The following is an 18,824-nucleotide window of genomic DNA, read 5'->3' on the forward strand; positions in this document are numbered from 1 at the left end:
ACTCCCCGAGGAGGACGCGCAGCTCCTTCGCAGGGAGGAGGCGGCCCGGGAAGGCTCAGTCGTCCACGAGCCCCTCCCTCACCGCCCACAGCGCCGCCTGGGTGCGGTCTGTCAGCTGCAGCTTGCTCAGGATGGACGAGATGTGGGTCTTCACGGTGGTTTCACTGATGACCAGCCGTTCGGCGATCTCCCGGTTGGTCAGCCCGTGGGCCAGGGCCCGCAGCACGTCGAGCTCGCGGGGCGTCAGCAGCTCCCGCTTGCGGGGCTGCTGCGGATGGGCCGTGCGGATCATCAGCCGCTTCATGACCTCGGGGTGCAGCCGCGGCTCGCCCCGGTGCACGGCGCGGATGGCGTCCACCAGGTCAGCGGGTTCGATGTCCTTCGTGAGAAACCCCAGCGCCCCTTCCTCGATGCAGGCCATCGCCTTTTCCAGGTCGAGGAACGAGGTGAGCATGATCACCCGGGTACCGGTTCCCTTCAGGGTCCGCAGCGCGCTCAGGCCGTCCAGCTCGGGCATCATCAGGTCCATCAGGACCACGTCGGGCTTCAGCGACCTGACCATCTCCACGGCCTGGCGGCCGTCGGCCGCCTCGCCGACCACCTCGAAGTCGTCCTGCAGCTCGAAGTAGGTGGCGAGTCCCTGTCGGACCATGAAGTGATCGTCACAGATCAGGATGCGGATGGGGTTCACCGGGGTTCACCTCCGGAGACTGTGGGAACGCGTGCCCGAACACAGGTCCCCTGGCCGGGTGCGGATACGATCTCCAGGGAGCCCTTCACTTCGTTCACCCGTTCTTTCATTCCGATCATACCGAATGACCCGCCCCGCGCGCCAGCCGCCGGGTCAAATCCGACCCCGTCGTCGCAGACTTCCAGCAGCGCCTCCTCGGGGCGGAGATCCAGCTTCACCCTGACGTGGTGCGCCCTGGCGTGCTTCGCCACGTTGTTGAGGGCCTCCTGGGCCACGCGGTACAGGGCGAATTCCACCTCGGGCGCGAGCCGCTCGTCGCCGCTGAGCGTCAGCGTCACCTCGACGCCGTGGCGCCGGCGGAACAGGTTGATGTGGTTGCTCAGCGCCATCGCGAGTCCCTTCTCCTGCAGCGCCGCCGGCCGCAGCTCGAAGATCAGCGACCGCATCTCGGCCAGGGCCTCGCCGGCCATTTCCTTCGATCGGGTGATCAGGTCCCTGACCTTCTCGGGCTTGCGGTCCATCAGGCCCACCGCGGACTCCAGGTTCAGGGTGAGGCCGAAGAGCACCTGGGTCACGGAGTCGTGCAGCTCCCGCGCCAGCCGGTTGCGCTCCTCCAGGACCGCCACCTCGCGCGCTTTGGCGTGCAGCTCCGCGTTCTCGATAATGCGGCCGGCCTGGTTGGCGAGCAGGGTGAGCAGGCGCAGGTGCTGTTCGTCAAACCGCCCGGGCTGCCGGCTGGCCACCACCAGCACGCCCAGCGTGCGGTGCTTGGTCCGGATCGGCGCCTCGATGACGTCCCGCCACTGCCCGGCCCGCACCAGGTCCTGGTTCAGGCGGGGGTCCCGTTCGGGGTCGCGCGAGACGTGGGGCTTGCCGGTCTGCAGCACCAGGCTGGTCAGGTTGCCCTCCATGGGCAGCTCCAGGCCGACGTACGCCTCCATCCCCGCGCCGTAGGTGGCCCGCACGAACTGGCGCGATCCGTCCGATGTCAGCAGGGTGATGAGGGCGGACGAGCCGCCGGTCACGCGCACCGACTCCCGGGCAATCACGGTGAGCACCTCGTCCGGGTGGATGGCCGTGGTGATGGCTTCGTCCACCGCGTGCAGGGCCTCCGATTCAGCCAGGCGCCGCTCCAGCGCCGTCACGGTCTGAGCCAGGCGGGCGGTGCGGTCGGCGATCTTGTCCTCCAGCGTGTCCAGCAGCCGGTTCATCCGGTGGAACTCCTGCGACAGCGCCCAGGTGGAGGCCAGCGGCCCGAAGAGCAGCACCAGGGCCGCCGGCTGGTACTGGTAGATGAGGGCCGCGGTTCCGCCCAAGGTGGTGGTGAGCAGGAACGGCACCAGGGGCAGCCGCTCCCACTCCTTCCGCAGGTACGCCCAGACGGGACCCTGCCGCAGCGCCGCCATGCCCAGCGGGTAGAAGATGATGCGGACCAGGAGCCGGATGGAGATGCCGACGAAGAGGGCCAGCCAGTCGGCGGTGAAGACGATGGGGCCGGCGGCGGGGCGGATCATGCGGGCGGCCCAGCTGCCCAGGGCCACGGCGGCAAACGTGACCACGCCGCGGATCAGAGCCCGTGGCAGCCGGTGCTCCCGGGGCACCCGCCGGGTGAACGGGACGCCGGCCAGGTGGTAGAAGGCCGTGCCGACCGCCGAGCCCAGGGCGGCGATGAAGGGGTGGAAGAGGAGCATCGCCGCCACGTCGATGGCCATGGAGATCGAGATGTCGCCCCTGGCCCCGCGGATGGCCACGCGCCAGGGCTGGGCCAGCCACACCAGGAGCGCGATCACCGCCACCGGCAGCAGCGCCGCGCCGGGAGGCGGCAGCGGCTCGCCCTTGGCCGGAAACTCCAGCGGCAGGAGGAGCGCCGCGGCGGCCACCAGGGTGAGCGAGCTGAGCGAGATCCAGAGAGCGCTGGGCCGTCTCAACGAGATCGACCTTCTTCCTCCAGCCAGCGGCGTGCCCGCTCCAGGTCTTCGGGCGTGTTGCAGTTGAAGAACAGGCGCTCGGGATCGCCGAATTGGGCCAGTTCGGCGCCGCCGATCTCCCGCACGCGCACCTCCGGGAAGATCGAGACCAGGCGCAGCCGGCGCGCATCCAGGTTGCGGGCGATGCTGGGCAGGCAGCCCCGGCCGTACACGGCGTGCATGGGTTCATACTCGCCGTCTGGCGCCGGCACGACAATATCGTAGCCGGGCGCTGCCTCTACCATAAACCGCACCAGGGACTCGTCGACGAAGGGCATGTCCACCGCGCAGAAAAACGCGTGCTCGTACCGGCTCGCCTGCAGCCCGGCCTCCAGGCCGGCCAGCGGCCCGAGGCCCGGAATGCGGTCGCTCACCATGGGAATGCCGAGAAAGCCGTATTCCTCCGGCGTGTTGGTCACGATGACCACCTGCCGGAACCAGGCGGAGAACCGCCGCGCCAGGCGGGCGATCAGCGTCTCCCCGTCCAGCATGAGCAGGGCCTTGTTCCGGCCCATGCGGCTGGACCGGCCCCCGGCCAGGATGACGCCGCAGGCCTCCAACTTCCCATCCACCAGATCCTCACCTCGTATTTGCTTACGGCGACAGGCTGCCTGCGGCCAGCTGGTAGCGGAAGACCGCCAGAGCGGCGCTCTCCGGATCGGCAGCCGCGGCCCGGTCGGCCAGCTCTGCCGCGGCCTCGCGGTCGCCCAGGGCCAAAGCAGCCTGTGCGCCCACGATCAGCGTCTCGGCCTGCCACGCCGGGGAATAGGTCCCCGGTACATACGGAAGGGCCAGTTCCACCGCGCTGCGGGCGTGCGCCAGGGCGTCATCCGGCGCGCCCAGCGCCAGCTTGTACCGGGCCCGGGCGGCCATCACGTCGGCTTTCTGGGCCGCCGAGGCGCGCGCCCAGGCGGTGTTCAGCGCGTGCTCCGCCTGCCGGAAACGCCCCAGGCCCCGGTAGGCGTAGTGGAGCTCGAGATGGCCGCGGTAGTGGTAAGGGTCGATGGCGACGATGTCGCGGGCCAGGTCCAGCTGCTCCTGGTACAGCGTGTTGTGGTAGGCGGTTTCGGCCGGCTCGAAGAGCGGCTCCGCCCACGCGACGGCCCAGCGCTCGTCCTCCCAGCGGAGGGTCAGCCAGGACTGCGGCCAGCGCACGGAACGGCCGGGGTCGCGGACGGTGACGCCCACCAGGGGCACCTGCATCACCCCGGGCTCGATCTCCCGGGCCTCGCCCACGCCCTCGAACGCGACGTGGCGGCCGGCCAGCCAGGCGGCGACGATCTCCGCATCCATGCGGCGGCGGGCCTCCGCGGTCAGCGCGCCCCAGACCCCCTCGAAGCTGCCGGCCGCCAGCGACTCCATAAAGCTCCGGGCCGCGCCGGCGGCCGCCTCGGCCGTGGGTTCCGCACGGGCGCAGCCGGCCAGCAGCGCCAGCACCAGTCCGAGCACGATGAGGAATCGGCGCACTGCTGCTCACTCCCGTTCTGCGGCCGCAGCCAGGGCTTTCTGGATCCAGGCCCGCACCTCGGCGGTCAGCGGAATCCGGTCCAGCTCGTCGGGGCCGTACCAGCCCACCCGTTCGACCTCGTGGTTGGCCATGAGGCCGACGGCCCGGGGATCGGCCGGGCGCGCGAAGTAGATGAGGTCGATGTGCTCGTGGCCCGGCGCGATCTGTTCCAGCTGGATGCCCTCGGGCCGGGCGAGCTGCCGCGGCCCCGGAATGGGCGGCAGGGCGGGCGGCGAGATCAGCCGCACCTCAATCCCGGCCTCCTCCCGCACCTCGCGCACGGCTGCCTCGTCGGGCAGTTCGTTGGGCTCGATGTGGCCCCCGGGCGGCAGCCACATGCCCAGCTTCCGGTGCCAGAGGAGGAGGACCTTGCCCTCGTGCACCACGAAGGTGGCCACGGTGAAGTCACGGGTCACAGCCGTCATCGCGTTGAACCGCTCCTTAACGTATCGCTTTTTCGGGTCCGCCGCGGGGGTTCAATCATAGGCTGGGTCTGTGAGGTGAACCACATGCTCTGGACTCGATTCCGCGGCAAAGCGACGCCCGGAAAGCCGAACGTCGGGGGGCTGCTCGCGCCCCGGTCCTCCGGTTCCAGACGCCCAGCGGGCGGATGCCGCTGCGGGGGCCGGTCAGCCCTGCGGACACCGCCTGCGAGCGCTTCATAACCTGACGGAGGGGGTGACCCGATGAACTGGGATGACATGGCGGCCATGCCTTTCGGCCAGGCGCCGATGCTGTTCGGGACGGGTATGCCCTTCGGCCAGGGGATGCCCTTCGGTAAGGGGATGCCCTTCGGCCAGGGGATGCCCTTCGGTAAGGGGATGCCCTTCGGCCAGGGGATGCCCTTCGGTAAGGGGATGCCCTTTGGCAAGGGGATGCCTTCCGGCAAGGGGATGCCCTTTGGCAAGGGAATGCCCTTCGACAAGGGCGGGTTCGGCAAGATGCCCGGCTGGGCCCCCGTGCCCGGCGGCGGCTTCGCCAAGCAGTACCCGCCGGGAATGGCGGGCATTCCCTACGGCTACTACCCGGGGTATGGCCAGGTGCAGTGACGGACACGAGCGGATGCGGGCGGCAGGGCCGGTTACGGCGCCTGCCGTCCGCCTGTCCTGGCCAGCCGGGCGAGGCCGCTGAGCCGCCACACCATATGACGCATCTCGGCCAGGATCAGATGCAGCTGCAGCCCGAATTCCCGGCGGTCGCGGCGGTCGATCAGGTGCGCCACGGAGCCGGCGAAGGCGGCCAGCGCGCTGTCGCAGCGCCGGGCGGCATCCGGATCGATCGCCGTCCCCTGCAGCAGGCCCTCCAGGACGGCGCGGGCGTAGGCCTGGAGCGCCTTCACGGCTGCCGTGAACGCCTCCCGCTCGGGCCCGTGGGCCATTCCCCCGGCCTCCCGGACCGCCCGGTGGATGTCGGCGGCGGCGGGGAGGAACCCCTCCAGGGCGTCGTGCACCTGCCGCAGCATCCCGGCTTCCTCCTGCCGCCCTTCCGCCGCGCCGAAATCGACCAGGGTGCGGGCGGCGGAGAGGTGCCGGCGGGCGATGTCGGCATCCGCCAGGACCTGCTCCACGGGATCGTCCTCCGGGTGGCTGAGGCTGAGGAGCAGCCGGTTCAGGCTCCGGTCCAGGTGCCGGTGGGCCTCCGCCAGTTCGCTGCGCGCCCGCCGGAGGGCGTCGGGCGGGCGGATCAGCCGGTTCACCAGGAAGCCGACCGTCATCCCGACGACGATGGTGCCCATGCGCCCGAGGGTGTACAGGAGGAAATCGTGGGCCGGCCGGTCCATGACGAACAGGACCACGACCACGGCCAGCCCGGCGGCTTCCGAGAGGCGGAAGCGCACCAGGATGCCCAGGGTCAGGACGGCGCCCAGAGCCATGGTGAGGGGGTTCACCGGCAGCCACAGCCCGAGCAGCGTGGCCACCGCCCCGGCCACGGCGTTGCCCACCAGCTGCTGCTGGAAGGCGTTCCTGGCCTGGGTGATGGAGGGCTGCACGGCGAGCACGGCCGCCACCGCGCCGAACGTCGCGTAGGCCGATCCCAGCCGGTGCAGCAGGGCCAGGGTCAGGAAGACCGCGACGCCGGTCTTCAGGATGCGCGCGCCGAGGAACGGCTGGAGCACACGCAGGGGAAGATCCATCCACTATCACCTTATCCAGCAATTGACATCATAGAAAGGAGCTGGTATAGTATGAAATAGCAGTCACGAGGAGGAGTGGGCGGTGAGCCGTGACTTCCCCGGGCCGGCAGCAGGGGGGCTGCCGCTGCTGGACATGCACTTCGAGGACCCGAGGGCGCCCGAACGCCTGGCCGGCGCCATCGCGGCGCAGTTCCGCGCGCTGGCGCAGCCGGAGCGGTACTTTCCGGTTTTCTTCCTGGTGGGCGCCACCAGTTCGACGGGCGATGCCCTGGGGCCGTTCACGGGCTGGTTCCTGAAGCGCAAGGGCTTCCGGGGCGAACATGTGGGAGATCTCGAAGATCCCGTGCACGCCGCCAACCTGCGGGAGCGGCTTTCTGAGGCGTGGACCCGCGCGCTGCGCCGTGAGCGGCTGCCTTACATCATCGCCGTCGACGCCGCCGTGGGCCGGCCGGGGCGGCTCACGCTGAACCGGGGGCCGCTGAAGCCGGGCGCGGCCATGGGAAAGGTCCTGCCCCAGGTGGGCCACCTCCACATCATGGGCGGCATGGCCAACTTCCCGTTCATGATCTGGTTTGCCGATCTCGACCAGACGGTCGGCATGGCAGAGGTGATCGCGGACGGAATCCTCGCCTTCTGGGCGGCCTACGAGTCGGGGGCGCTTTTCCGGAGCCCCTCCGCCGCCCGGACCGGCCTCGCCTGACGGATCACGACCACAATCTCGCAAAGGTTCGCCGCCGCCCCCGGCGAACCCTTTTTCGCGCCCTTGACGCTGGTTGGCAGGATGGGTAGACTGTTGCCAAAACCAGACACCCCAGGGTAGGAGAGGAGACCGCAGCGGTGCAGCAAGATATTGAGCGCGTCCTGATCTCAGAGCAAGAGATTCAGGCGAAGATCAGGGAACTGGGGGCGCAGATCTCCGAGGACTTCCGGGGCAAGGACCTGGTGGTCGTTGGCATTCTGAAGGGGGCGGCTCTCTTCTGCTCCGACCTCTTCCGGGCCATCACGATTCCCGCGGAACTGGACTTCATGCGCATCGCCTCCTATGGCGCCGCGACCAAGTCCACCGGTGTGCACAGGGTCCTGCTGGACCTGGACTACACGCTGGAGGGGCGTCATGTCCTGATCGTCGAGGACATCGTGGACACGGGGCTGACGATCAAGTTCCTCAAGGAGTACCTGTCGCAGCGGGGTCCGGCCACGCTGAAGGTGGCGGCGCTGCTGGACAAGCCTTCCCGGCGCAAGGTCGACGTGACCATCGACTACCGCGGCTTCGAGGTGCCGGACTTCTTCGTGGTCGGCATGGGGCTGGACTACGCCGAGAAGTACCGGAACCTCCGGGATATCTGTGTTCTGAAGCCTGAAATGTACCGCAGCTGACGCGGGTCCCAGCGAAAGGAGCAGCAGCATGGCGCAGAATCGTGAACGCATCGTCGTCGTGGATCCCACCGGCCGCTACGGCCAGAGCATCGCCCGCCTCGTCAGGCAGCGGCAGGTCTACTGTGAGGTGTGGCCGGCGGACGCGCCCGCGGCGCGCTACCGCGAGGCGCCGGTCAAGGGCATCATCCTCTGCGCCGGGTCTGCTGCGGAGGCCGAAACCTTTCCTCCCGCCATTCCGGTGCTCGGCCCCGGGCAGTCGTTCCGCCCGGAGTCGGCCGATACCGAAGAGGGGCGGGCCCTGCTGGCGGACTTCCTCTTCAATGTCGCCGGCTGTGCGCCCACCTGGACCACCGAGTCGTTCATCGCCGAGCAGGTGGAGGCCATTCGCCGGCGGGTCGGCGAGGGGAAGGTGCTCTGCGCCCTCTCCGGCGGCGTCGACTCCTCGGTGGCGGCCGTCCTGGTGCACCGGGCCATCGGCGACCAGCTCACCTGCATCTTCGTGGACCACGGCCTCATGCGGAAGGGCGAGCCCGAGCAGGTGGTGCGCACGTTCCGCGACCACTTCCACATCCGGCTGGTTCACGTGGACGCCGCCGACCGGTTCCTCAGCAAGCTGAAGGGCGTCACGGACCCCGAGCAGAAGCGGAAGATCATCGGCAACGAGTTCATCCGGGTCTTCGAGGACGAGGCCCGCAAGCTGGGCCGGGTGGACTTCCTGGTGCAGGGCACCGTGTACCCGGACGTCATCGAGTCGGGCACGGGCACCGCCGGGGTGATCAAGTCGCACCACAACGTCGGCGGGCTGCCCGAGGATATGCAGTTCGAGCTGATCGAGCCCTTCCGTGAGCTGTTCAAGGACGAGGTGCGGGCGGTCGGCCGCGCGCTCGGCGTGCCCGAAGAGATCGTCGGGCGCCATCCCTTCCCCGGTCCGGGCCTGGGCGTGCGGGTGCTGGGGGAGGTCAATCGGGCCAAGCTGGACATCCTGCGGGAGGCCGATGCCATCTATATCGAAGAGATCCGCCGCGCCGGCCTGTACGACCGGCTCTGGCAGGCCTTCGCCGTGCTCCCGGACGTGCGCAGCGTCGGGGTGCAGGACGGCGAGCGGACGTACGCCTATCCCATCGTGCTCCGGGCCGTGACCTCGGATGATGCGATGACCGCCGACGTCTACCCGCTGCCCTGGGAGGTGCTGCAGCGCATCACCGGCCGGATCGTGCGGGAAGTGCCCCACGTCAACCGCGTGGTGTACGACGTCACGCCCAAACCTCCGGGCACCATCGAGTGGGAGTAACACAGGTTCGGAAGCAGCCGGAGCCGGGGCCGCAGGCCGCCGGCTCCTTCTTGGTGCGGCCCGGGCGGGCCTCGGTCCCCTTGACTCTCCGAACGTTTGATGCTATGTTCAAGCTGAGCGCGTTAGCACTCTCGGGCGTTGACTGCTAAAAGGGGTCAGCGCCCGTATGGTCCGTGGTTCCGGGGTCATCCGGAGGTGACACCCCGTGATTGATGACCGCAAGAACAAGGTACTGCAGGCCATTATCGAGGACTACGTCGCCACCGCCGAGCCGGTCGGGTCCCGCACGATCGCACGCAAGTACAACCTGGGCGTCAGTCCGGCGACGATCCGCAATGAGATGTCGGACCTCGAAGAGATGGGCTACCTGGAGCAGCCGCACACGTCGGCCGGGCGGATCCCGTCGGACCGGGGGTACCGCTACTACGTCGACTGCCTCATGCCGGAGCGGCCCATCAACCCCGCCGAGCAGGAGGCCATCCGCCGGACGTTCCAGCGCAAGATCCGCGAGTTCGACACGCTGGTGCGCGAGACGGCCCGGCTGCTCTCGGAGACGACCCAGCTCACGGCCGTCATCTCCGGCCCGCAGTTCGAGAAAGCCGTGTTCAAGGAGATCCGCCTGGTGCCCCTCGGCCAGGACCGCGCCCTGCTGATCTACATCACCGACAGCGGCCTGGTGGAGAACCAGGTGGTGGAGGTCCCCCTGGAGGTCACCATGCTGGAGCTGCAGCAGGTGGCGGCGCTCCTCAGCGAGCACCTGCGGGGCCAGCGGGTGGAGACGCTCTCCCGGACGGCCCTGCAGAGCCTGCAGCGGGAGCTGGTCCGCTACGGCACCCTGCTCGAGCAGGCGCTGTACTTCCTGGAGCAGAAGCTGGAGCCCGGCGAGCGGCACCGGCTCTACCTGGGCGGAACCTCCCACATGCTGGACCAGCCCGAGTTCCGGGACGTGGAGAAGCTGCGCGGGGTCCTCTCCTTCCTGGAGCAGGAGGAGGCGGTGGCCTCGGTGCTCGGCGTCGACCGGGAGTCAGAGGGTGTGGAGATTCAGATCGGCGAGGAGATCCGGCTGCGGGAGCTGGCCGACTGTTCGGTGGTCACCGCGACCTACCGGCTGGGCGACCGGATCATCGGCAAGATGGGCGTGATCGGGCCCAGGCGCATGGAGTATCCCAAGGTGGTCTCGATCCTCAACGCGATCGCCTCCTACCTCAGCGAAATGAACCGGCGGTTCTAGGGACCGCGGGCCCGGGGCAGATTCGGCTCCGGGCCTTTGCGCGCCGCGCTGCGGGGCTTGACACGGGTAGAGGTGGGTGCTATGTTCATTTGTGGATGCGTTAGCACTCAGGTGTTGAGAGTGCTAACAAGAGAGAAGAGGTGACCGGCAGCAGTGGCGGATGACTTGAAGAAGACCCCTCGGGCAGAGCCTCCTCCGGAGCAGGAGACCGACACGACACAGACGGAGCCGGCCCCGGCCGCCGAACCCGCAGCGGAAGGCAGCGGGGAGAGCGGCGCGGCGCAGGCGGATGCAGCTTCGGCTGCTCGGGAGCAGGCGCCCGCGGAGGAGCCGGCATCGGAAACAGAACCCGGAGCGGAAGCCGAACCGGACGCCGGGGCGGAGTCGGGCCGGGTGGCCGAGCTGATGGACCGGCTGATCCGGCTGCAGGCCGACTTTGAGAACTACCGGCGCCGGATGCAGCGGGAGAAGGAGGAGATCGCGCAGTACGGCACCCAGCGGCTGCTGATCAACCTCCTGCCCGTGATCGACAACCTGGAACGGGCGCTGGCCACGCCGTCCAACCCCGGCGATGAGCGGCTGCGCCAGGGCGTCGAGCTGACGCTGCGGTCGTTTCTCGAGATCCTGGCCAAGGAGGGCGTCACGCCGATCGAAGCCGTCGGCAAGCCCTTCGATCCGCACCTGCACGAAGCGGTAATGACCCATGACGACCCGGAGAAGGAAGACGGCATCGTCCTGGAGGAGTTCCGCAAAGGGTACATGCTGGGCGACCGGGTGATCCGGGCGAGCATGGTGAAGGTGAACACCCGGAGCTAGCGGGCAGACTGGTAGTGAGGAGGCTTTTCGGTACATGGCCAAGGTCATTGGCATCGACCTCGGCACCACCAACTCGGTGGTCGCCGTGATGGATGGCAGCGAACCGACGGTTCTGGAGAACAGGGAGGGCGACCGGACCACTCCGTCCGTCGTCGCCTTTACCAAGGCCGGCGAGCGGCTGGTCGGCAAGGTGGCCAAGCGGCAGGCCATCACCAACCCGGACCGCACGATCCTCTCGATCAAGCGCCACATGGGCAGCGACTACAAGGTCCGGATCGACGACAAGACCTACACGCCGCAGGAGATCTCCGCGATGGTCCTCTCCAAGCTGAAGGCCGACGCGGAGGAGAAGCTGGGCGAGAAGGTCACCCAGGCTGTCATCACGGTGCCCGCGTACTTCACCGACGCCCAGCGGCAGGCGACCAAGGACGCCGGCACGATCGCCGGTCTGGAGGTCCTGCGCATCATCAACGAGCCGACGGCCGCCGCGCTGGCCTACGGCCTGGACAAGGGCGAGGATCAGCGGATCCTGGTCTTCGACCTGGGCGGCGGCACGTTTGACGTCTCGATCCTGGAGCTGGGCGGCGGCACCTTCCAGGTGATCGCCACCGCCGGCAACAACAAGCTGGGCGGCGACGACTTCGACGAGCGCATCGTGAACTACCTGGCAGACCGGTTCCAGCGGGAGCACGGCATCGACCTCCGCAAGGACAAGCAGGCCCTGCAGCGGCTGCGTGAGGCCGCCGAGAAGGCCAAGATCGAGCTCTCCTCGGTGACCACCACCAACATCAACCTGCCCTTCATCTCGATGACCGCCGACGGCCCGGTCCACATGGACGAGACGCTCACCCGGGCCAAGTTCGAGGAGCTGACCGCCGACCTGGTGGAGGCCACCATGGGCCCCACCCGCCAGGCCCTGAAGGACGCCGGCGTGGAGCCGAACGAGATCGACAAGGTGCTGCTGGTGGGCGGCTCCACCCGCATCCCGGCGGTGCAGGAGGCCGTGCGCCGCTTCTTCGGCAAGGAGCCGTACAAGGGCATCAACCCCGACGAGGTCGTCGCGATGGGCGCGGCGATTCAGGCCGCCGTGATCACGGGCGACGTGAAGGACGTCCTCCTGCTGGACGTCACACCGCTGTCGCTGGGCATCGAGACCCTGGGCGGCGTGTTCACCAAGCTGATCGAGCGCAACACCACCATCCCCACCAGGAAGAGCCAGATCTTCTCCACGGCTGCGGACGGCCAGACGCAGGTGGAGATCCACGTGCTCCAGGGCGAGCGCGAGATGGCCGCCTACAACAAGACGCTGGGCCGGTTCATCCTCGACGGCATCCCGCCGGCGCCGCGGGGCGTGCCCAAGATTGAGGTCACGTTCGATATCGACGTGAACGGCATCGTCCACGTGTCGGCGAAGGACCTGGGCACCGGCAAGGAACAGAAGATCACCATCCAGTCGCAGACCTCCATGTCCAAGGAGGAGATCGAGAAGGCGATCAAGGAGGCCGAAGCCTTTGCGGCCGAGGACAAGCGGCGGCGGGAGGAGGCCGAGATCCGCAACAATGCCGACTCTGCCGTGTACAATGCGGAGAAGCTGCTGAAGGAGTCGGAGGGCAAGGGCATCGACCCGTCGGTGATCGATGGCGTGAAGAACGCGATCGACCCGGTGAAGGAGGCCCTGAAGGGCACCGACATCGAGGCCGTCAAGCAGGCGACCGAGAAGCTGACCGAGGCGGTCTACAAGCTCTCGTCGGCCATCTACGAGAAGACCGGCTCGGCCGGCACGGATGCTGGGGCTCAGGCGGGCGGCGCCGCCGGCTCCGGCGACGGCCAGTCCATGGATGCCGAGTTCAAGGTCAAGGACGACGACAAGTAGGTCTGACGGGATGAGTCTCCGGGAGGGGGGCCGCTTGGGAGCCCCCCTCCTGTCACTTGCCCCGGATCCGGCCAGATGGTAATTTCTAAGACGTAGGGGGGTGGACCGACTGGCCAAGCGCGACTACTACGAGATTCTGGGCGTTCCCCGCAACGCCACCGAGGCCGAGATCAAGAAGGCCTTTCGCAATCTCGCCCGCAAGTACCACCCTGACGCCAACAAGGACGACCCGAACGCGGCGGAGAAGTTCAAGGAGATCAACGAGGCCTACCAGGTCCTCTCCGACCCGGAGAAGCGGGCCCGTTACGACCAGTTCGGCCATGCCGCGGAGCAGATGGGCGGGGCCGGCGGCAACCCCTTCGAAGGCTTCGGCGGTTTCAGCGATTTCGGGGGCTTCGGCGACATCTTCGAGATGTTCTTCGGCGGCGGCCGGCAGCAGCGCCACCGCGGGCCGGTCCGGGGCGCCGACCTGGAGTACGAACTGGAGCTCACCCTGAAGGAAGCGGCCTTCGGGTGCACGAAGGAGCTGCGGGTGCCCCGCATCGAGGACTGCGATACCTGCGGCGGCTCGGGCGCACGGCCCGGCACCCATCCGGTGACCTGCCCCAAGTGCGGCGGCACCGGGCAGATCCAGATGACGCAGCACACCGTCTTCGGTCGGTTCGTCAATGTGACGACCTGCGACCGCTGCCGGGGGGAGGGCCGGATCGTGGAGTCGCCCTGCCCCACCTGCCGGGGACGGGGGCGGGTGCAGAAGACCCAGCGGGTGGAGGTCAAGGTGCCCGGCGGTGTGGAGACGGGCACCCGCCTGCGCATGCCGGGCTACGGCGAGGCCGGCGAACGCGGCGGCCCGCCGGGAGACCTGTTCATCGTCATGCGCGTCCGGCCGGACCGGCGCTTCCGGCGTGAGGGCGACGACCTCTTCACCACGGCCGAGATCTCCTTCATCCAGGCCGCGCTGGGCACCGAGGTCGAGGTCGAGACGCTGGACGGCCCCGAGGTCGTCAAGATCCCGGAAGGCACGCAGCCGGGCGATACCATCCGGCTGAAGGGCAAGGGGACCAAGCACCTGCGGGCCCCCGGCCGCGGCGACCTGCACGTGGTGCTGAGCGTCAGGACGCCCGGGCGCCTCTCCGAGCGGGAGCGGGAGCTCCTGCTGGAGCTGGCCGCCCTGCGGGGCGAGAAGGTCGCCGGCCTGCCGGAACAGAAAGAAGAGAAGGGTTTCCTGAAGAAGATGAAGGACGCCCTGGGCGGCCGCTGAATGCGGCAGCCGGGCCTCCTCCTGGGACCGGGGGAGGCCCGGCTGTCATTGCGCCGGGGCGACGGAGGAGGCGATCTGACCATGCCGCGGCTGTCCCGCCGGGACCCGCTCCTCGACCCCACGCTGCCGCCTTCCGCCTGGGAGGCTGCCCGCCGGCGGCAGCGGGCGCGGCGGTGGCTGGGGTTCATCCTGACCCTCCTGGTGGGCCTCGGTGCCGTCTGGGGGGCGGACACCCTCCTGGACCGCACGCGCGGCCTCACCCCGGAACAGGTGGCGGAGGCGGCGGGGCGGGCCCTGCTGGGCGCGCCACGCTACAGCTTCACGGCGCAGATCACGGGCACCTCCCCCGACGGGTTTTTCCCGGGCGCGCGGCTGACCGGCGCGTTCCAGGCGGAGCCGCGCCTTCTGCACCTGGCCGGCGAGGTGGGCAGCGGCGAGGTCGGGACGCCGCTGGAGTACTGGCTGTCGGGCGAGGAGCTCTACGTGCGGCAGGCGCGGGGCGGGGGCTGGCTCCTTTCGCCCACGGCGGACGTGCCCGACGTGACCGCCTTCCTGCCGGACCAGCTGGCCGCCCCGCTCTTGGCGGGCGTGCGGGGGGCGGAGCTGCTCGGCCGGGAGCGGCTGGGGGGCGTGAAGACCGCGGTCCTCGCGCTGGACCTCGACCCCGCGGTCATGCAGGTGGCGCCGCCCGGGCAAGATGAACAGGTGGAGTACCGGCTGTGGGTGGATGTCCGGCGCCTGCGCCCGGTCCGCTTCTCCCTCCGGGTGGAGCGCCCGGCCGGCCGCGGCTCCAGCTTCCACTACCAGCTGGACTGGACCTACCCGGACGCGGCCCCGCTCGCGCTGCCCGACGAGGTGCGGCAGGCGGCCGGTTCGGGACAGTGAATGGAGGAAACGACTTGCGCTATCTGGAGGTTGCGATTCGCTGCCAGCGGGCCGCAGCCGATGCCGTGGGGCACCTGCTGCTCACGCTCACCGGCGCCGGCTACGCGGTGGACGACCCGCTGATCATCGAGCGGAACCGGGACCGGTGGGACCTGACCGACCTGGTGCCCGGAGATCCGGCGTGGGTGACGGTCTCCGGCTGGCTGGCCGAGACGGACGATCTGGAGCAGCAGCGGTCCCGCCTGGAGGCGGGCCTGGATGAGATCCGGGCTGCGGGGCTGGGGGCGGTCGATCCGGCCCGGTTCAGCTGGGTGCAGGAAGAGGATTGGGCGCACGCCTGGAAGGCCTACTTCCGGCCCACCCGGGTCGGCGACCGGCTTGTGGTGGTCCCCACCTGGGAGGACTACACGCCGGCAGCCGGCGAGATCCCCCTCTACCTGGATCCGGGCATGGCGTTCGGCACGGGCACCCACGCCACCACGGCGCTCTGCCTGCGCTGGATGGAAGAGCTGGTCCAGCCGGGCAGCCGCGTGATCGATGTGGGCACCGGTTCGGGCATTCTGGCCGTCGCCGCGAAGCGGCTTGGCGCCGCGGAGGTGGTGGCCATCGACATCGACCCCGTGGCCGTGGAGACCGCGGAGCAGAACGCCCGCCAGAACGGCGTGGAGGTCGACGTCCGCCGCGCCACGCTGGACCAGGTCCCCGAGGGGGATGCGGATCTGATCGTGGCCAACATCATCGCCTCGGTCATCGTGGACATCCTCCCCGAGGTGGTCGCACGGCTGAAGCCGGGCGGCCGGTTCCTGGCCTCGGGCATCATCGCGGAGAAGAAAGACGCCGTGGGCGAGGCCATGACCGAGGCATGGCTCCTGCCTCTCGGCGTGCGGGAACAGGACGGCTGGGTGGCCATCCTGGCGATGCGGCCATGATCCCGCGCTTCTTCCTGGAGCGGGTGGAGGGGGATGCGGTGGTCCTGCCGCGGGAGGATTCCCACCACCTGCTGCGGGTGCTGCGGGCGGCCCCGGGCGCGCCCTTTGCCGTGCTGGCCGGGGGCATGGCCTACGACTGCGTGCTGGAGCGGGTGGAGGACGGCCTGGCCGTGGGCCGCGTCGTCGCGGCCGGGCCGGCTGCAGGCGAGCCGGCCATCCGCATCACGCTCTTTCAGGGGCTGGCGAAGGGCGAGAAGATGGAGTTCGTGCTCCAGCACGGTACGGAGCTGGGCATCGCGGAGTTCGTCCCGGTGGCGGCGTCCCGCAGCGTGGTCCGGCTGGACGCGCGCAAGGCCGCCCAGCGCGCGGAGCGCTGGCAGCGGATCGCGCGCGAGGCGGCGGAGCAGTCCCGCCGGGGAGCTGTGCCCGTCGTCGCCCCGCTGCACACCTGGGAGGAGGCGGTGGCCCGCATTCCGGCGCATGACCTGGCCCTGGTGGCCTGGGAGGGCGGCGGCGAGCCGCTGCGCAAGGTGCTGGAGGCGCACCCCGCCGCGGCTTCCTACGCGCTGTTCATCGGCCCGGAAGGGGGCCTGACCCCCGGGGAGGTGGACCTCGCCCGCCGGGCCGGGGCGGTTCCGGTCACCCTCGGCCCCCGCATCCTGCGGACGGAGACGGCGCCCCTGGCTGCGGTGGCCGCAATCCTGTACGCCCGCGGGGAGTGGGACTGACGGGGACCGCTAGATCAACCGGTAAAGCCCTTCCGCGTACGCGAGACCCGAACCGCCGGCCATGATGCGGGCCATCAGCCGGACGGCCCCGTCGGTCTCGGCTTCATCCAGGTAGACCATCTGGCTCTGGTGCGCCTTTACCGCCCGCAGTTTGTCCGCGATGACCGTCGCGATGTCGACCAGCACATCGGGGCTGCGGGTGCCGTAGAAGTAGACCTGTGCCCCGCCGGCCGCGCGGGCCCGGGCCAAGTCCATGACGGCGCGCCCCAGCGCCTTGTGGTCCCGGTGGGCCATCTGCGGCACCAGCTCTTTGGGATCGAAGGCGAAGACCACCTCAGGCGCCGTGCGGTCCCACGCCCGCGCGAGCACCCGTTCCAGCCGGGGGTCCTCAGGCAGGCCGAAGTCCGGCAGCCCGAGGAAGGTGACGGACTCGTACCCCTGCAGGCGCGCGGCGTGCCACTGCTCCGCCTGCCGCTGTTCGGCGAGGTCCCTCCAGTTGCCGCGCTTTTCGCCGTCGGAGAGCACCACGGCCGTGATGCGGCTGCCCGCCAGCGCCATGCGCCGCAGGGTGCCGCCGCAGAAGAACTCCAGGTCGTCGGGGTGCGCGGTGAAGGCCAGCACCCGCCGCGGCGTCCGCACGAGCAGCTCCCCCTGCGCGATGGCCAGGGCGGGATGCTCCGGCGCCAGGAGGCGGGCCGCCGCGGCCTCGACCCCCCGCAGGCGGCCGAACCGGTAGAGCCCGGAGAACAGCCGGCGTTTCACCGCCAGCGTGCGGTCAGGGCGGGCCTGCACGTGCTCGGGCATTCGGCCACCTCCTCATACCAGCCGGTAGAACGCTTCCGTGTAGAGGGCCGGCACCCGGCCGGCGTGCAGGCGGCCGGCGCAGCGTGCCAGCGCGGACACGGCCCAGTCCGGCCCGATCAGCTGGCTGCGGTGGGCCTTCACCGCGCTCAGCTTCTCCTGGAGCACCTCGGTGATGTCCACCAGCACGTTGGGCTGCCGCGCGGCGTAGAAGTAGACGCGCTCGCCCCGCGCCACCGCACTGCGCGCCCGGGCCAGCACGGCCGCACCCAGGGCGACGTGGTCCGGGTTCTGGCCCAGCGGCGTCGGGCCCTTGGGATCGAAGGCCAGCACCAGTTCCGGGCGCGTGCGCAGCCAGAGATCGTCCAGCGCCCGTTCCAGCTCGGGGCCGGGGCGGATCCCGCCATCGGGCAGGTCCAGCTGCACCAGCTCGGCCCGGAGGATCGCCGCGGCCTGCTCCGCCTCCCGCGCCCGGATCTCCCCGATGTTGGCCCGGTTGGTGGCCCCCTCGCCCCGGGAGAGCACGGCCATCGTCACGGCGCTGCCGTTCTGGGCCAGCAGCCGGAGGGTGCCGCCGGCGAACAGTTCCAGATCGCCCGGGTGCGGCCCGATGGCCAGCACCCGCCAGCGGCGGCTCACCATCGCCAGCCCGGCCTGCAGCGCCACGCTCGGGTAGTAGGGCTGCTGCATCCGCCGCCACACCATCCATGCCGCGGCCACCGCCCCGCCGGCGATCAGCCACGGGAGTGCAGACCCCGGTCGTCTCTCCACTGCGGTCACGGCCCCTCTCCATTTGGGTGTTCCCGGGTAGCATGCGCCGGCTCGCCGGGTTTCACACGGCGGCACGTCAGCCGGCGCCGGAACTGGAAGGGGGCTCCGGAGCGTCCAAGTAGCGTGGATGCTGCCGCGCAAGATCGCGCCGCAGAGGCGGAGAAGCTAGAGGGGCGGCCTGGCGGCCCACAGACCGCAGGGAGGCGCCGCGGCCCGCAGGAGGTGCTTTCATGGAGCCGCATGACCGTTTTCAAGCCTACGAGAGACTCCGCATCCGGCTCACGGCGGCAGCCTGGGTGACGATCATCGCCGCCTTCGTCGTGCTCCCCCTGGTCGCGCGGGGCGGGGCCCGCTGGATTCCGATCCTGGTGGCCTGCTGCATCTTCGGCGCATACTTCTGGTTTATCTGGCGCGACTGGCGCTGCCCCGAGTGCGGCCACCACCTGGGCCAGCCCGCGCGGATCATGCGGTGCCACTTCTGCGGCGCGGCACTGACGCCGGAGACCCCGGGTGGACGTTCCCCCAGCCGCTGATCTCACTACCCCACGCAAAAGAGGCGATG

General features: G+C 69.9%; 20 protein-coding genes. 12 read left to right on the forward strand and 8 right to left on the reverse strand.

Annotation, left to right across the window (positions count from 1 at the left end):
* Nucleotides 1–55 precede the first annotated feature (55 nt).
* From ACZ5UM_RS07230 to ACZ5UM_RS07250, 5 genes are read right to left on the reverse strand one after another with little or no spacing between them, the layout of a single operon-like run.
* Nucleotides 56–691 carry a response regulator gene (locus ACZ5UM_RS07230; RefSeq protein WP_464847843.1) on the reverse strand — a complete coding sequence of 212 codons (636 nt, stop codon included), beginning with the start codon at nucleotides 689–691 and terminating at the stop codon, nucleotides 56–58.
* On the reverse strand, nucleotides 688–2,619 hold the full coding sequence (locus ACZ5UM_RS07235; protein WP_464847845.1) for a GAF domain-containing sensor histidine kinase: 1,932 nt from the start codon (nucleotides 2,617–2,619) through the stop codon (nucleotides 688–690). The genes ACZ5UM_RS07230 and ACZ5UM_RS07235 overlap by 4 nt, the downstream gene beginning before the upstream one ends.
* On the reverse strand, nucleotides 2,616–3,230 hold the full coding sequence (gene mobA / locus ACZ5UM_RS07240) for a molybdenum cofactor guanylyltransferase (protein ID WP_464847848.1): 615 nt from the start codon (nucleotides 3,228–3,230) through the stop codon (nucleotides 2,616–2,618). The genes ACZ5UM_RS07235 and mobA overlap by 4 nt, the downstream gene beginning before the upstream one ends.
* A gap of 22 nt (nucleotides 3,231–3,252) precedes the next feature.
* A complete protein-coding gene (locus ACZ5UM_RS07245; protein WP_464847851.1) occupies nucleotides 3,253–4,125 on the reverse strand; it encodes a hypothetical protein in 873 nt (290 codons plus the stop codon).
* A 6-nt stretch (nucleotides 4,126–4,131) separates the two neighbouring features.
* Nucleotides 4,132–4,590 carry an NUDIX hydrolase gene (locus ACZ5UM_RS07250; RefSeq protein ID WP_464847854.1) on the reverse strand — a complete coding sequence of 153 codons (459 nt, stop codon included), beginning with the start codon at nucleotides 4,588–4,590 and terminating at the stop codon, nucleotides 4,132–4,134.
* A 261-nt stretch (nucleotides 4,591–4,851) separates the two neighbouring features.
* Between ACZ5UM_RS07250 and ACZ5UM_RS07255 the strand changes: the two genes are divergently transcribed.
* On the forward strand, nucleotides 4,852–5,214 hold the full coding sequence (locus ACZ5UM_RS07255; protein ID WP_464847857.1) for a hypothetical protein: 363 nt from the start codon (nucleotides 4,852–4,854) through the stop codon (nucleotides 5,212–5,214).
* 32 nt (nucleotides 5,215–5,246) lie between these two features.
* Here ACZ5UM_RS07255 and ACZ5UM_RS07260 read toward each other — a convergent pair whose 3' ends face one another.
* Nucleotides 5,247–6,299, reverse strand: a complete 1,053-nt coding sequence (locus ACZ5UM_RS07260) for an FUSC family protein (RefSeq protein ID WP_464847861.1) — start codon at nucleotides 6,297–6,299, stop codon at nucleotides 5,247–5,249.
* A gap of 82 nt (nucleotides 6,300–6,381) precedes the next feature.
* Here ACZ5UM_RS07260 and ACZ5UM_RS07265 point away from each other — a divergent pair, with 82 nt between their 5' ends.
* The 10 genes from ACZ5UM_RS07265 (at nucleotide 6,382) to ACZ5UM_RS07310 (ending at nucleotide 16,690) form a co-directional block, all read left to right on the forward strand.
* Nucleotides 6,382–6,999 (forward strand): DUF1256 domain-containing protein, encoded by a 618-nt coding sequence (locus ACZ5UM_RS07265; protein WP_464847864.1) that lies wholly within the window; start codon nucleotides 6,382–6,384, stop codon nucleotides 6,997–6,999.
* A 137-nt stretch (nucleotides 7,000–7,136) separates the two neighbouring features.
* Nucleotides 7,137–7,676, forward strand: coding sequence for a hypoxanthine phosphoribosyltransferase (hpt, locus tag ACZ5UM_RS07270; protein WP_464847865.1), 540 nt, complete (start codon nucleotides 7,137–7,139; stop codon nucleotides 7,674–7,676).
* A gap of 28 nt (nucleotides 7,677–7,704) precedes the next feature.
* Nucleotides 7,705–8,967 carry a glutamine-hydrolyzing GMP synthase gene (gene guaA / locus ACZ5UM_RS07275; RefSeq protein WP_464847867.1) on the forward strand — a complete coding sequence of 421 codons (1,263 nt, stop codon included), beginning with the start codon at nucleotides 7,705–7,707 and terminating at the stop codon, nucleotides 8,965–8,967.
* Between the two features lie 205 nt (nucleotides 8,968–9,172).
* The gene (gene hrcA, locus ACZ5UM_RS07280) at nucleotides 9,173–10,198 is read left to right on the forward strand and encodes a heat-inducible transcriptional repressor HrcA (RefSeq protein WP_464847869.1); all 1,026 of its coding nucleotides are present in this window, start codon (nucleotides 9,173–9,175) and stop codon (nucleotides 10,196–10,198) included.
* Nucleotides 10,199–10,363: 165 nt separating this feature from the next.
* Nucleotides 10,364–11,014, forward strand: coding sequence for a nucleotide exchange factor GrpE (gene grpE / locus ACZ5UM_RS07285; protein ID WP_464847871.1), 651 nt, complete (start codon nucleotides 10,364–10,366; stop codon nucleotides 11,012–11,014).
* A gap of 34 nt (nucleotides 11,015–11,048) precedes the next feature.
* Nucleotides 11,049–12,887 carry a molecular chaperone DnaK gene (dnaK, locus tag ACZ5UM_RS07290; RefSeq protein WP_464847873.1) on the forward strand — a complete coding sequence of 613 codons (1,839 nt, stop codon included), beginning with the start codon at nucleotides 11,049–11,051 and terminating at the stop codon, nucleotides 12,885–12,887.
* A gap of 109 nt (nucleotides 12,888–12,996) precedes the next feature.
* Nucleotides 12,997–14,148 carry a molecular chaperone DnaJ gene (gene dnaJ, locus ACZ5UM_RS07295; RefSeq protein ID WP_464848306.1) on the forward strand — a complete coding sequence of 384 codons (1,152 nt, stop codon included), beginning with the start codon at nucleotides 12,997–12,999 and terminating at the stop codon, nucleotides 14,146–14,148.
* A gap of 81 nt (nucleotides 14,149–14,229) precedes the next feature.
* The gene (locus ACZ5UM_RS07300; RefSeq protein WP_464847874.1) at nucleotides 14,230–15,033 is read left to right on the forward strand and encodes a LolA-like protein; all 804 of its coding nucleotides are present in this window, start codon (nucleotides 14,230–14,232) and stop codon (nucleotides 15,031–15,033) included.
* A gap of 14 nt (nucleotides 15,034–15,047) precedes the next feature.
* A complete protein-coding gene (prmA, locus tag ACZ5UM_RS07305) occupies nucleotides 15,048–15,962 on the forward strand; it encodes a 50S ribosomal protein L11 methyltransferase (protein ID WP_464847875.1) in 915 nt (304 codons plus the stop codon).
* Nucleotides 15,959–16,690, forward strand: coding sequence for a 16S rRNA (uracil(1498)-N(3))-methyltransferase (locus ACZ5UM_RS07310; RefSeq protein WP_464847876.1), 732 nt, complete (start codon nucleotides 15,959–15,961; stop codon nucleotides 16,688–16,690). The genes prmA and ACZ5UM_RS07310 overlap by 4 nt, the downstream gene beginning before the upstream one ends.
* 9 nt (nucleotides 16,691–16,699) lie before the next feature.
* On the opposite strand, the gene ACZ5UM_RS07315 is transcribed toward ACZ5UM_RS07310, so the two are convergent.
* Both ACZ5UM_RS07315 and ACZ5UM_RS07320 read right to left on the reverse strand, forming a co-directional pair.
* Entirely contained in the window at nucleotides 16,700–17,494 is a 795-nt protein-coding gene (locus ACZ5UM_RS07315; RefSeq protein WP_464847877.1) for a PIG-L deacetylase family protein, read from the reverse strand.
* Between the two features lie 12 nt (nucleotides 17,495–17,506).
* On the reverse strand, nucleotides 17,507–18,262 hold the full coding sequence (locus ACZ5UM_RS07320; RefSeq protein ID WP_464847879.1) for a PIG-L deacetylase family protein: 756 nt from the start codon (nucleotides 18,260–18,262) through the stop codon (nucleotides 17,507–17,509).
* A 230-nt stretch (nucleotides 18,263–18,492) separates the two neighbouring features.
* On the opposite strand from ACZ5UM_RS07320, the gene ACZ5UM_RS07325 reads away from it, so the two are divergent.
* Nucleotides 18,493–18,795 carry a hypothetical protein gene (locus ACZ5UM_RS07325; protein WP_464847880.1) on the forward strand — a complete coding sequence of 101 codons (303 nt, stop codon included), beginning with the start codon at nucleotides 18,493–18,495 and terminating at the stop codon, nucleotides 18,793–18,795.
* The last annotated feature ends 29 nt before the right edge of the window (nucleotides 18,796–18,824 follow it).

The sequence above is a fragment of the Symbiobacterium ostreiconchae genome (genome assembly GCF_055396975.1).

Coding starts and splice junctions, on each gene's coding strand:
- ACZ5UM_RS07250 (WP_464847854.1), bottom strand. CDS start 4,590: ATGACGGCTGTGACCCGTGACTTCACCGTGGCCACCTTCGTGGTGCAC.
- ACZ5UM_RS07255 (WP_464847857.1), top strand. CDS start 4,852: ATGAACTGGGATGACATGGCGGCCATGCCTTTCGGCCAGGCGCCGATG.
- ACZ5UM_RS07260 (WP_464847861.1), bottom strand. CDS start 6,299: ATGGATCTTCCCCTGCGTGTGCTCCAGCCGTTCCTCGGCGCGCGCATC.
- guaA (WP_464847867.1), top strand. CDS start 7,705: ATGGCGCAGAATCGTGAACGCATCGTCGTCGTGGATCCCACCGGCCGC.
- dnaK (WP_464847873.1), top strand. CDS start 11,049: ATGGCCAAGGTCATTGGCATCGACCTCGGCACCACCAACTCGGTGGTC.
- ACZ5UM_RS07300 (WP_464847874.1), top strand. CDS start 14,230: ATGCCGCGGCTGTCCCGCCGGGACCCGCTCCTCGACCCCACGCTGCCG.
- ACZ5UM_RS07310 (WP_464847876.1), top strand. CDS start 15,959: ATGATCCCGCGCTTCTTCCTGGAGCGGGTGGAGGGGGATGCGGTGGTC.
- ACZ5UM_RS07315 (WP_464847877.1), bottom strand. CDS start 17,494: ATGCCCGAGCACGTGCAGGCCCGCCCTGACCGCACGCTGGCGGTGAAA.
- ACZ5UM_RS07325 (WP_464847880.1), top strand. CDS start 18,493: ATGGAGCCGCATGACCGTTTTCAAGCCTACGAGAGACTCCGCATCCGG.